Source organism: Weissella uvarum, from assembly GCF_016908785.1.
GTDB lineage: Bacteria > Bacillota > Bacilli > Lactobacillales > Lactobacillaceae > Weissella > Weissella uvarum.
This window is the reverse complement of sequence record NZ_JAFBEO010000002.1, coordinates 162,237-174,648: the sequence shown is the minus strand read 5'-3', so window position 1 is coordinate 174,648 and position 12,412 is coordinate 162,237. Positions and strand designations below refer to the sequence as shown.

Genomic DNA, 12,412 nt, shown 5'->3' with positions numbered 1-12,412 from the left:
AGAGAAAATGTTAAGATAGCTGTAACAACAGCGATTATACTAAAAAAGTCAATGTAAGGACGGTTGGTGCGATGACAAAATTATTAAAAGATTATCAACTAGAAGAACAATTTGAAGCAAATGTGCTATTGAAAGAACTTGATTTAAGACGAACACAGCAAGGCAAGCCCTACTTAGCAATGGTCGTAGCGGATCGTTCAATGGAAATCAAAGGTATGAAGTGGGATGCTGATGAAGCTGAAGCGACACAATTTAGTGCCGGACAGGTAATCCATATCACAGCCATTCGGCAGTCTTACCAAGATCATCCGCAATTACGTATTTTAGATATGCGCGCGACGCAAGCTGGCGAGCCAACGGATGCAAGTGATTTCATGCAAGCGGCTCCCATCAAACGTGAAGATATGGAAGAGGAAGTCAGTCAATTAGTTTTTCAAATCACCAATGCTACTTGGCAACGAGTTGTGCGTTACTTATTGAATAAATTTCATGATGAATTTTTCACGTATCCAGCCGCTAAATCAGTGCATCATAATTTCAAGGGTGGGTTAGCCTATCATTCTCTTTCAATAGCACATTTGGCCCAAGCAGTTGTACAGCAGTATGACAATATTAATGGAAGCTTACTCTACGCAGGGGCTCTACTCCATGATTTAGGTAAGGTCTTAGAACTTTCAGGTCCAGTTGCAACAAAATATACAACTGTTGGTAATTTGATTGGTCATATCACGTTAATTGATGAACAAATTGTTTTAGCGGCCCATGAACTAAAACTTGATTTAAATTCTGAAGATATGCTTGTGTTACGGCATACTGTCTTAGCGCATCATGGTCAATTAGAGTACGGATCACCCGTGCGACCAATGATTAAAGAGGCGAATATTTTGCACCAATTAGATGAGTTAGATGCGAATATTCAGACCTTCGATCATGCTTTAGAGCAAACGCAACCTGGTGAATTTTCATCGCGACAATGGGCGTTAGATCAGCGTGCAGTGTACCATCCTGAAAATGAAGAACCACAAGCACCAGAAAAGGACCGAGCTTTTTGAAATAATTTAGCGCAATGCTGAACAAACTGTTAAGTTGTAGTAATTATTTATTAAAAAGTGGTTAAACGATTAAATTGCTTAATTATTCACAATGATAGGGTTTTCAAAAAAAGAGTTTTGGCATAGAATGGTCATGTGATATTTATTTTAAAATTGAATTTGATCCGATAGGAGAATGAACATGGATTATCTAATTGGTGTTGACTTAGGAACGACTTCAACCAAAGCCGTTTTGTTTGATACTGAAGGGCATGTAATTGCCAATGCAAATAAGGGTTACACATTGTATCGTGATGAACCAGACATGGCCGAAGAAGATCTAGAAGAGATTTGGCGTGCCTTTGTTGAAGCAGTCAGCATTGTTTCTCAAGAAGCAACTGATGGTAAAATTTTGGGTGTTTCATTTAGTTCAGCAATGCACTCACTGATTGCATTTGATAAAGACTGGCAACCACTCACGCGTGTGATTACTTGGGCGGACAATCGTGCGGTTAAATATACTGAAGAATTACGTTCAACTGGTCTTGGTCAAGAAATTTATTCAAAGACTGGAACGCCAATTCATCCAATGGCACCACTTTCAAAAGTGTTGTGGTTAAAGAATGAAAAGCCTGATATTTATAATCAAGCAGCTCATTATCTTGGAATTAAAGAATACTTGTTCCACCGTTTGTTTAATGCTAACCGGATGGATATTTCAATTGCTTCTGGAACAGGATTGTTCAATATCTTTAATTTAGATTGGGATGAACAAGCCTTAGAAGTAACTGGTTTACAAAAGGAACAGTTACCAGAGCCAGTTGACCCATACACGATTGAACGTGGCCTTGATCCACAATTGGCTGAGTTGATGGGCTTGGATCCTGATACTGCTTTTGTTTATGGTGCCGGGGATGGTCCATTATCAAACTTGGGTGTAAATGCGGTTCAACCAGGGGTTGCGGCTGTAACAATTGGTACTTCAGGTGCGATTCGTGTCGTAACTGATGCACCTAAGATTGATCCAAAGGGTCGTACCTTTACGTATGCTTTGGATAAGGATCACTGGGTTGTTGGTGGACCTGTCAATAGTGGTGGAGATGTTTTGCGTTGGGCCCGTGATAATATGTTTGACGCGGAAAAGTCTACGGCCGATTTGATGGACATGGATTCATATGATTTGATTACTGAAATTGCGAGTCATGTACCAGCCGGTGCGGACGGATTGTTGTTCCATCCATACTTAGGTGGCGAACGTGCTCCAATCTGGGATGCGAATGCCAAGGGTTCATTCTTTGGGCTTACGTATAAGCATACCCGTGCTCACATGGTGCGCGCCGTGATGGAAGGGGTTGTCTTTAACATCTACATGGTGTCACTAGCCCTTGAAGAAGTGGCTGGTAGTTTGAAATCAATTCAAGCGACGGGTGGCTTTGCCCGTTCACCATTGTGGCGTCAAATGATGGCTGACATCTTTGAACAAACAGTTACAGTACCAAAGGCCTTTGAATCAGGTGCTTTGGCTGCGACTGTAATGGCACAAAAGGCTTTGGGGATGGTTGATAGTTTGGATGTGATTGGGGACATGATCGGTGAATCAAACGATTATGAACCAAATCCTGAAAACTTTGAAGTGTACCGTGCATTATCACCAATCTTTATTCGTTTGTCACGTCAATTGCAAACTGAATATGAAAATATTGCTGATTACCAACGTAAGTTTGTTGACTAGTCACTATAAAAAAAGCGCTAACTGGTGTATCCAGTTAGCGCTTTTTTGCTATTGCTTTGACATACGGTAGCCCATTTTTTTGGCTTGTTTCTGTGAAGAAAAGTAGATGCGATTCTTAGGTGAAATGTTGTAATGGCGTTGGTAAGGCATGTGATAAATTTTGGTCCGCTTATTACCAACGATTTTAAGCTTTTTAGCTTTCTTTTGCGTTTTTACTTTTTTGGCGGCGTCAATTTGGGTTGGCTGGATTAAATCGATACTTGTACCAAAACCAATCGATGCTAGTAAGGTAAGTAACATAAGTTGGGCGTTTTTTTTCGAATTCATGTGAAAACTCCTCTAAGCTTAGTGATTAAAAATATATTGACTTTTTTATTTTAAACAATATGTCAATATAATGCAATTGATATTTTATTTGTTGTGATACCTATCAAAAAAATAGGTCACCCTAGCCATTAAGGTACCAAAATATCGTGGAAAACAAATCATTCACAATCAATAAAAAGCAATGAGCATGATTACGTTCATTTCAAAATTAATTTAAATATATTTACTAAGAATTTCAAAAATCTGTAATCCCGTTTTTTCTTTGAACACAAAGGGAAAACTGTTCAATTCTTAGTTTCTGTGTTATAGTAAGTAAGTTCAAAAAATCACAAACCGAAATATAAGGAGAGAGAACATGAAAGTTGCAGTTATTGGTAGTACACACGCAGGTGTTTTTGCTGCGAAACAGATCAAAGCTGAAATGCCTGATGCAGAGGTGCATATCTACGAAAAAAATCAAACAGTTTCATTTTTGTCGTGTGGGATTGCCCTTTGGATTGGAGACCATGTATCTTCACCGGACAAGATGTTTTATGAAACGCCGGAATCGTTGACAGAAGCTGGCATTGAGATGCACATGCAACATGAGGTTGTGCAAGCTGATCTAACACAAAAGCAGTTACGGATTAACGATTTAGTCAATGACGAGATGGCAACCGAGCGGTTTGATAAAATTGTCATCACAACCGGGTCGCAAGCCGTCATTCCAAACATTCCAGGAATTGGTAGCGAACGAGTATTAATGAGTAAGTCTTGGGATGATGCAAAGCTACTTAAAGAGCGAACTGCAACTGTTCAGAAGGTGGTAGTCATTGGTGCAGGTTATATTGGAGCAGAGTTAGCCGAGCAACTTTCATTAGCTGGAAAAGATGTGGTGTTAATTGACGCTTTAGAGCGTGTGCTAGCTAAAAATGTGTCACCAGCCATATCACAACAAGTTGAAGCAGCTTATGAAGCACACGGTGTGACTTTGGCTATGCAACAAAAAGTTACGGGCTTTGAAGAAACACAAGATGGCATTCGCGTTGAGACGGATAAAGCAGAATTTGAGGCTGATTTAGCAATCTTGGGGATAGGGTTTAGACCACAGACTGATTTAGTCGCTAATCAATTAGATACCTTACCAAATGGGGCGATTAAGACGGATCAATACATGCAAACATCAGTACCAGATGTTTATGCTGCTGGTGACGCCAGTGCTGTCTTTTATAACCCAACCCAGGCTTATGATTATATTCCTTTGGCGACGAATGCGATTCGACAAGGAATGCTCATTGGTAAAAATATTCAAACCCCTAAGGTCGCGTATCCAGGGACACAAGCAAGTTCAGCGGTGGAATTATATGAGCTTGCGATTGGGACAACCGGGTTGACCAGTATTGATAATGCGAAAGCTAAGGGAATCGATGCTGATGCTGTGACAATTACACAAGACTACCGACCTGATTTCATGCTAACCACGACACCAGTAACTGTGTCATTAGTTTGGGAGAAAGGTTCACGACGGATTATCGGAGCTGAATTTGCCTCAAAACACGATGTGACGCAGTCAGCGAATATTGTGTCGCTTGCGATTGAAAACAAAATGACGATTGATCAATTGGCGTATTCTGACTTCTTCTTCCAACCAAATTTCAGTCAGCCAATTAATTATTTATCGGCGGCGGCTTTGGCGGCGCTAGACAAATGAAAAAATCTTCATCAGGTGACGGCTAAGTTGGATGATCCTTTCTCATAATAAATTGCATGTAAATAACACATTGTTTGCATTTAATTAATAATAACCAAGAATATGAGACGTTTTTATGGTATTATAAAAAATAATTAATTAGTGAGAGGAGCTTGTTATGACAGGCAGTATCGTATTTTGGATTGTTGCAATTGTTTTCGTTTTGAATTTAATTGCTGCCATCATTACCGTGTTTGATGAGAAACGAGATATCGCTTCAATTTGGGCTTGGTTACTTGTATTACTTCTATTCCCCGTAGTTGGTTTTTTCATCTACGCCTTCTTAGGTCGTAAAATTTCGCATAGTAAAATTTTTGACATGCGAACCCAAGATGCCATTGGGATGGATCAAATTGCAGAAAATCAACGTGAGGTATTAGAAGACCTTTCTGAGGAGGAGCGTAATCAAATTCATGAACAAGATACTTTCTTGAATTTGTTTTTGAATAATGGCGAGTCAGTCTTGACGCAACAAAATTCAGTGCGTCTATTTAATGAAGGCCGTGAAAAATTTGAAGCGCTATTTGAAGATATTCGTAATGCTAAGAGTACGATTAACGTCGAATACTTCTCAATCTTTGATGATGATTTAGGAAATAAGTTGGTTGACTTGTTGACCGAAAAAGCACAAGAAGGCGTTAAGGTCCGCGTTTTGTTTGACCAATTTGGTTCACACGGTCGTAATCGTAAGATGTATAAGCGTTTCCGTGAAGCAGGTGGGCAAGAAATGGCCTTTTTGCAAACACCATGGCCAATTACATTCCGAGCTAATTTCCGTTTGCACCGTAAGATTGTCATCATTGATGGTAAGATTGGTTACATCGGTGGGTTGAACGTCGGTGATGAATACATTGGTAAGTCAAAGAAGTTTGGTAACTGGCGTGATACGCATTTGCGTGTTGTTGGTGATGCTGCTTTAGCTTTGCAAGAACGTTTCTTTATGGACTGGAATGCAACAGCTAAGGGAGATGATAAGCTTAAGTTTTCTAACGAATACTTCCCTAAGCATGCTGCTGATGATGTTAAGGGAAATACGGCAATGCAAATTGTGACATCAGGTCCCGATCAAGACACACAACAAATTAAAGAAGGGTATATGCGTCAAATTGCATCGGCCCATGATTCAATTACGATTCAAACGCCATACTTTATTCCTGATCAAGGTATTCAAGACATGTTAAATGTTGCCGCTATGTCAGGCGTTAAAGTGCGTTTGATGATTCCAAGTGTGCCAGATCATCCATTCGTTTACCGGGCAACTGAGTATTACGCTAAGGAATTGTTGGATGCTGGTGGTGAAGTTTATACGTATGACGATGGATTCTTGCATGCTAAGGTTGTCGTTGTCGATGGTAAGATTTCGTCTGTTGGTTCTGCTAACATGGATATGCGTTCATTTAGCTTGAACTTTGAAGGAAATGCTTTCATGTATGATGAAGATATTGCTGCACAATTGGAAGCATTCTTTGAAGAAGATATGAAGAAGTCAACGAAGGTCGATGAAGCCTATTTCAAGCGTCAATCAAATTGGCGTAAGTTTAAGCAAAAGTTTTCACGTCTTCTATCACCTATCTTATAATGATATGATTGAGTACGTTGTGATTATTCACAACGTACTTTTTTATTTTTAAATTTAAAAAGACTTTAATAAGGGATTTAGGTATTGCTTGTGTTAAAAAAAGATTTAAATGCGAATACCCACGTGACCATTCAACCCACTCAACAATTTTCAACAATCCGGATTGAATTAAATTTTGCAAGCCCAGTGGGGCAAGCTGATTTCGCACAAAGAGCCTTAATGGCTAAGATGTTAGAAGAAACTTCAGAAAAATACCAGAGTCAGCCAGCGTTGGCGCGTGCTTTGAGTGCTTTATATGGAGCAGAATATGGGGTCGATGTCTTAAAAATGGGGGCGTTACATATTGTTAAAGCGCACTTAGTGATGATTGATGAACGGTTTACAGCTGATGGTCAGTCGTTATTGGCACAAGGATTGACCTTTTTGAAAGATATGTTAACGCAACCGCTAGGAAATGCGACAGACGGTTTTGATTTAACAATTTTTGAACGGCAAAAAGATTTTTTGTTAGATGAAATGGCAGCGCTCGAGGACGATCGACCTTATATTGCAAATCGGCATGCCTTAAATGCTTATTTTGATCAAGCTGCGCAAGCTTTGCCAGCATACGGAACTCCAAAAGCTGTTGAAGATGTGACACCACAACAAGCGTACCAAGCATTTAAAGCTATGTGGGCCGATGATCGCCTTGATATTTTAATCTCAGGTGATGTTGATGAAAATACTTGTTGGAACTTGGTCAAACAAACATTTGCCGTTCAGCCAAATACTGGCGTTAAACATGCAAACTTGTACTATCACCAGCCGGTGCATGTGCCCGTTAAAACAGTTGCAGAACGACAGCCGGTAAACCAAAGTCAATTAGCCATGATTTATCAACTCGAGATTGCACCAGAACATCGTTTTGCAGCCTATGTCTTTGAAGCAATTTTTGGTGGTACACCTGTTTCAAGGCTATTTATGGATGTACGTGAAACACAAGGGTTGGCTTACACAATTAGTACTGATTATAATCGGTTTACGGATGTGTTGTTAGTATCAGCGGGCGTTGCGAGTGTTCAAGTTGGGCCAGCGCAAGCAGCGATTGAGGCTAACTTAAAGAGTTTGGCACAAACGTTGGTGACTGATGAAGAGTTAGCCATGGTAAAGCAATTAATGTGGACTGATTTTATGACCAGTCTTGATAATCAAAGCCAAGTCCAAGATCGTGCTTATGTCAGTGCGCTAACGGGACAATCAATTGCTGATTGGTGGGATAATCTTTCAGCGGTGACCCCTCAAGCAGTGCAAGCAGTTGCCAAGCGTGCGACTTTGCAAGTTGCCTATGTTTTGAAAGGAACAAATGAAGATGCAGATTAAAGCTTTATTTCCACCTGAACAACACTATACTTTGCCAAATGGCTTACAAATTCATCTGGCACCACGACCTGATTTTCACCAAATGGCAGCCAACTTAACCGTTGATTTTGGTGGACGTGATACACAGTTTAATTGGCAAGGGCAGGCATACCATCAACCAACCGGGATCGCTCATTTTTTAGAACATCGGATGTTTGGTCAGGCTGATTATGATGCATTTCAACGCTTAAGTGAATTGGGGGCCGATGCTAATGCGTTTACTAGTCAAAGTCGTACAAGTTACTACTTTACAAGTTTAGCCAATAATTTAGCAGCAATTACTGAGCTCTTAAATTTTACGCAAGTGAGTTATTTTCCTGAAACGGCTGTGACGCGTGAAGCAAAAATTATTCAGCAAGAAGCTGATATGTATCAAGATAATGTCGATTCACAAATTTATCGGCTTTTAATGGAGCAATTATATCCACATGATGGTTTGGCGGAAGAATTAGTTGGAAACGCGACCTCACTAGCTCAAATTTCAGCCAAGGATTTGCAAATAGCCTTTGATGCTTTTTATCAACCGGCTAATATGGATTTATTCATTACCGGAGCTTTCGACGAAATTAAGCTTAAACAGGCTATTGAAGAGTCCGTTGCTGGACAACGCATTGCCACGCAACCAGCTCAAATTCATCAGCCAACATTGGCGCCTGCAAAAACGGCACCAAAGGAGGTCCGTTTGCCAACCCAACAAACTAAGGTGGCTTTAGGTCAGCGTTTTTCCATTCAACAAAGTTTACCAACAGGACGTGAGGCCTTAAAAGTGATGCTGGCAGTTAGTTTGGCATTAGATTTAGTTTTTGGTGAATTATCACCAGACTACATGGCTTGGTACGATGAAGCTTTAATCGATGATGATTTTAGCATTGATTTTGAATGGGAACGGGGCTTTGCTTTTATTTCAGCCGCAGGTCATACCAATGAACCGGAACGGTTGATCGAGGTGGTTTCGGACGCATGGCAACATTTACCAGAGCTATTTGCTCAGTTGCGACATGAGTTTCCTTTGGTGAAACAGGCTACTCTTGGAAGGATGGTTAACCGCTTTAATTTTATGGAAGATTTAGTTGTTAACTTTGAAGGAAATCTGTTTGATGCAGCGACCACATTGGATGAATTTGAAATTTTGGCACAACTGGATGCTGACACGGTTGCTGATATTTTGGAAAAAATGGATCGCGCACCAATTTCTAAGGTAATAATTCGACCAATGTAACCGAAATATGCTATAATCAACATAAATATTACAAAACATTGAGATAGTTAGGTGATCAAAAAATGAGTGAAGAACATAACCAAGAAACAGGGCAAGCACTACAAGCTGCGCGAATTGAAAAAGGATTGTCACTAGATGATATCCAACAAATGACTAAAATTCAAAAGCGTTACTTGCAAGCCATTGAAAATGGTCAATTTGATCAATTGCCTGGTAAGTTTTATGAGCGTGCTTTTGTCCGCCAATATGCAGCTTCGGTTGGTTTAGATGCTGATAAGTTTATTGAAGATCATGAGGTTGAGCCAGCATCGGCAGATACTGATGCGAATCTCGATAATGCACGTGTTGATACTGACAATGTGACACGCGCAGGAATTCATCATGAAACTGAAACACCAGTTGATAAAACGCGCCAAGTCATGCCAAAGGTTTTGATTGCTGTCGCAGTTGTTGCGGTAATTGCGATTGTTTGGATGTTGGTGTCAGCTTTCACTGGGACATCTAAGTCAGAGTCAAACAGTTCATCTGTTTCAGTTTCAAGTTCAAAGGTTGAATCAAGCTCAAAGTCTGAGTCAAGTTCAAATGATAAGGCTAAGTCTTCAGATAAGCAAAGTAACTCAAGTCAAGCTAAAGCAAAGTCACAAAAGAGTGCCGTTAGCCTAGGTGCTGGAACTGTTTCTGGCAAGAGTGTTTCTTATAAGAACGTTAAGATGCCTAACAAGACTGTTAATCTTAAGCTTTCAGCTTCAAGCAGCGCTTGGTTACAAGTTACTGATAATAATGGGAATGCCCTCTACAATGGTACATTGAAGGCTAACCAACCAACTAATGTTAAAATTGGTAAGGATGTCACAAGTATCCATTTGCAAATTGGAAATGCACAACCACTTAAGGTCGCTCTTGATGGACAACAAGTACCATTGAAGAGTAACAATGAGACGGTTTGGAATGCTTATATGCAATTTAAGCGTTAGGAGTCGTAACGCATGAATTTACCAAATAAGCTTACGGTTTTTCGAATTATATTGATTCCAGTTTTTATGCTCATCTTAGCTTTTAACCCCGCTTGGGGGACATGGCAAGTGTTAGGTGCCCAATTACCTGTTAGTCATTTTGTCGCAGCAATCTTGTTTATCATTGCGTCGCTTACTGATTTTTTGGATGGGCAAATTGCACGTCGGCAACATCTAGTAACAAATTTTGGTAAGTTTGCTGATCCGCTTGCTGATAAATTGCTAGTGATGACAGCCTTAATTTTCTTTGTTCAGTTCAACTGGGTAGCTGCTTGGATGGTGGCGATTATCGTCATTCGCGAATTAGCAATCACTGGTTTACGAACTTTGATTGTTGAAAATGGTGGTCAGGTCTTGGCAGCAGCTATGCCTGGAAAAATTAAGACGTTCTCACAGATGATTGCGATTATTTTCTTCTTATTGCATAATGTTGGTTTTGCAGCCTTGCATATTCCATTTGCACAAATCATGATTTGGATTGCATTGATTGCCACAATCTATTCGGGAATTGATTACTTCTACAAAAACCGTTCAGTATTTAATGACGGATTTAAATAAAAAAGCAGGTCTGCGGACCTGTTTTTTTTATGGAGAAGCCAGTACACTATTAAGTGAAAGTAGCGTCTCTGTATGTATAAATAAAGGTGGTTAGACAGCATGCAAATTGAACAAGAACTAGGGCAAGCGCTTATTGAACGCAATTTGACAATCACGAGTGCGGAATCCTTAACAGCGGGAATGTTTATTAGCCAATTAGCTAATGTTCGTGGTATTTCGGCTGTGTTACCAGGTGCGTTTGTGACTTATTCAGCGGAGGCCAAACAACAGTTAGTAAATGTATCCGCAAGTATAATCGATGAGTTTGGGGTTGTCTCACACCAAGTTGCTTTAGCGATGGCATCTGGTGCCAAAGCGGCTTTGCAAACAGATTTTGGGGTTAGTTTCACTGGTGTTGCTGGTCCGGAAATTTTGGAAGGGCACCCAGCTGGGACTGTTTTTATTGGTGTTGTTGGCCCCGGGCAATATCAAGATATTCAGGAATACCATTTTGATGGTGATCGCTCTGAAGTCCGTCAAAAGAGTGTTGACATGGGTATGCAAATGGTGTTGGATGCCCTGAAAGTAATAAAATAAAAAATTTGCAGTTTAGTATAAATTAGTTGTATACTAGTATCACTTAAGTTAAAGTTAACAAATTGGAGGCCGACAAGATGGCAAGTGGAAAAAACATTAACCCAAATAAGAAAATTGAGGGTCGGGTCGATGATCCTAAGGATCGACAAAAGGCACTTGATGATGCTTTGAAGAAGATTGAAAAGTCATTTGGAAAAGGTTCAGTGATGAAGTTAGGTGATAGTAAATTTACGAAGACCGAAGCAACTTCGACTGGCTCATTGAAATTAGATATCGCACTTGGTATCGGTGGTTATCCGAAGGGACGTATTGTTGAAATTTATGGTCCTGAATCATCTGGTAAGACCACTTTGGCTTTACATGCGGCAGCTGAGTCACAAAAGACTGGTGGAATTGTCGCCTATATTGACGCGGAAAATGCGATTGATGTGGAATATGCACGTGCTTTAGGTGTTGATGTTGATGAACTTTTGTTGTCTCAACCAGATACTGGGGAACAAGGTTTGGCGATTGCTGATGAATTGATTAGTTCTGGGGCAGTTGACCTGGTTGTTATTGATTCGGTGGCCGCCTTGACGCCAAAGGCCGAAATCGATGGTGAAATCGGGGATTCAACGGTTGGATTGCAAGCCCGGATGATGTCACAAGCTTTGCGTAAAATGTCAGGTTCAATTTTGAAGACTGGCACAACGGTTATCTTTATTAACCAATTACGTGAAAAGATTGGTGTGATGTTTGGTAATCCTGAAACAACACCTGGTGGTCGTGCGCTTAAATTTTATTCATCAGTTCGTTTGGATGTTCGTCGTAAGGGTGGTATTGATGCTACCAAGGCCGATGGTGACGATGTGAAGTCAATTGGAAATTTGACACGGATTAAGGTCGTTAAGAACAAGGTGGCAGCACCATTTAGAGAAGTTGAATTGGAAATCATGTTTGGTAAGGGGATTTCTAAGACTGGTGAGATGATTGATTTGGCAGTTGATAAGGATATTATCAATAAGTCAGGATCATGGTTCTCATACAATGGTGAAAAGATTGGTCAAGGAAAGGTCAATGTGATTCGTTGGCTTGAAGATCCTGAACATAAGGCTGTCTATGATGAAATTTATGACAAGATTCGCAGCACTTATCTTGGAGAAAATGATGGTTCTGATGAAGCTAATTTGGAAGAAAGTACTGATGATGCTGGAACCGAACCAGATGACGGTGATGAAATTGATCTTTTGAAATAAAGAAATTAAACCTAG

General features: G+C 40.2%; 11 protein-coding genes. 10 read left to right on the top strand and 1 reads right to left on the bottom strand.

The window, feature by feature from the left end; translation table 11 throughout:
- Positions 1 to 71: 71 nt before the first annotated feature.
- Both JOC36_RS03380 and gntK read left to right on the top strand, forming a co-directional pair.
- Positions 72 to 1,052 (top strand): 3'-5' exoribonuclease YhaM family protein, encoded by a 981-nt coding sequence (locus tag JOC36_RS03380; RefSeq protein WP_205145096.1) that lies wholly within the window; start codon positions 72 to 74, stop codon positions 1,050 to 1,052.
- Between the two features lie 181 nt (positions 1,053 to 1,233).
- The gene (gene gntK / locus JOC36_RS03375; RefSeq protein ID WP_205145095.1) at positions 1,234 to 2,763 is read left to right on the top strand and encodes a gluconokinase; all 1,530 of its coding nucleotides are present in this window, start codon (positions 1,234 to 1,236) and stop codon (positions 2,761 to 2,763) included.
- A 48-nt stretch (positions 2,764 to 2,811) separates the two neighbouring features.
- On the opposite strand, the gene JOC36_RS03370 is transcribed toward gntK, so the two are convergent.
- On the bottom strand, positions 2,812 to 3,090 hold the full coding sequence (locus tag JOC36_RS03370; protein WP_205145094.1) for a sunset domain-containing protein: 279 nt from the start codon (positions 3,088 to 3,090) through the stop codon (positions 2,812 to 2,814).
- 355 nt (positions 3,091 to 3,445) lie between these two features.
- Between JOC36_RS03370 and JOC36_RS03365 the strand changes: the two genes are divergently transcribed.
- From JOC36_RS03365 to recA, 8 genes are all read left to right on the top strand, one after another.
- Complete coding sequence (locus tag JOC36_RS03365; protein WP_205145093.1) at positions 3,446 to 4,780, top strand: FAD-dependent oxidoreductase; 1,335 nt, start codon at positions 3,446 to 3,448, stop codon at positions 4,778 to 4,780.
- A 157-nt stretch (positions 4,781 to 4,937) separates the two neighbouring features.
- Entirely contained in the window at positions 4,938 to 6,398 is a 1,461-nt protein-coding gene (cls, locus tag JOC36_RS03360; protein ID WP_205145092.1) for a cardiolipin synthase, read from the top strand.
- 90 nt (positions 6,399 to 6,488) lie between these two features.
- A complete protein-coding gene (gene yfmF, locus JOC36_RS08695; protein WP_205145091.1) occupies positions 6,489 to 7,757 on the top strand; it encodes an EF-P 5-aminopentanol modification-associated protein YfmF in 1,269 nt (422 codons plus the stop codon).
- Positions 7,747 to 9,015, top strand: a complete 1,269-nt coding sequence (gene yfmH, locus JOC36_RS03350) for an EF-P 5-aminopentanol modification-associated protein YfmH (RefSeq protein ID WP_205145090.1) — start codon at positions 7,747 to 7,749, stop codon at positions 9,013 to 9,015. The genes yfmF and yfmH overlap by 11 nt, the downstream gene beginning before the upstream one ends.
- Before the next feature lie 62 nt (positions 9,016 to 9,077).
- A complete protein-coding gene (locus tag JOC36_RS03345) occupies positions 9,078 to 9,989 on the top strand; it encodes a helix-turn-helix domain-containing protein (protein ID WP_205145089.1) in 912 nt (303 codons plus the stop codon).
- A gap of 12 nt (positions 9,990 to 10,001) precedes the next feature.
- Positions 10,002 to 10,586 carry a CDP-diacylglycerol--glycerol-3-phosphate 3-phosphatidyltransferase gene (gene pgsA / locus JOC36_RS03340; RefSeq protein WP_205145088.1) on the top strand — a complete coding sequence of 195 codons (585 nt, stop codon included), beginning with the start codon at positions 10,002 to 10,004 and terminating at the stop codon, positions 10,584 to 10,586.
- 99 nt (positions 10,587 to 10,685) lie between these two features.
- Entirely contained in the window at positions 10,686 to 11,162 is a 477-nt protein-coding gene (locus tag JOC36_RS03335; protein WP_205145087.1) for a nicotinamide-nucleotide amidohydrolase family protein, read from the top strand.
- 77 nt (positions 11,163 to 11,239) lie between these two features.
- Positions 11,240 to 12,397 (top strand): recombinase RecA, encoded by a 1,158-nt coding sequence (gene recA, locus JOC36_RS03330; RefSeq protein ID WP_205145086.1) that lies wholly within the window; start codon positions 11,240 to 11,242, stop codon positions 12,395 to 12,397.
- Positions 12,398 to 12,412: the final 15 nt, after the last annotated feature.

What these genes read in the sequence shown, in the direction of transcription:
- JOC36_RS03380 (WP_205145096.1), top strand. Translation starts at nt 72, where the DNA reads ATGACAAAATTATTAAAAGATTATCAACTAGAAGAACAATTTGAAGCA.
- gntK (WP_205145095.1), top strand. Translation starts at nt 1,234, where the DNA reads ATGGATTATCTAATTGGTGTTGACTTAGGAACGACTTCAACCAAAGCC.
- JOC36_RS03370 (WP_205145094.1), bottom strand. Translation starts at nt 3,090, where the DNA reads ATGAATTCGAAAAAAAACGCCCAACTTATGTTACTTACCTTACTAGCA.
- JOC36_RS03365 (WP_205145093.1), top strand. Translation starts at nt 3,446, where the DNA reads ATGAAAGTTGCAGTTATTGGTAGTACACACGCAGGTGTTTTTGCTGCG.
- cls (WP_205145092.1), top strand. Translation starts at nt 4,938, where the DNA reads ATGACAGGCAGTATCGTATTTTGGATTGTTGCAATTGTTTTCGTTTTG.
- yfmH (WP_205145090.1), top strand. Translation starts at nt 7,747, where the DNA reads ATGCAGATTAAAGCTTTATTTCCACCTGAACAACACTATACTTTGCCA.
- JOC36_RS03345 (WP_205145089.1), top strand. Translation starts at nt 9,078, where the DNA reads ATGAGTGAAGAACATAACCAAGAAACAGGGCAAGCACTACAAGCTGCG.
- pgsA (WP_205145088.1), top strand. Translation starts at nt 10,002, where the DNA reads ATGAATTTACCAAATAAGCTTACGGTTTTTCGAATTATATTGATTCCA.
- JOC36_RS03335 (WP_205145087.1), top strand. Translation starts at nt 10,686, where the DNA reads ATGCAAATTGAACAAGAACTAGGGCAAGCGCTTATTGAACGCAATTTG.
- recA (WP_205145086.1), top strand. Translation starts at nt 11,240, where the DNA reads ATGGCAAGTGGAAAAAACATTAACCCAAATAAGAAAATTGAGGGTCGG.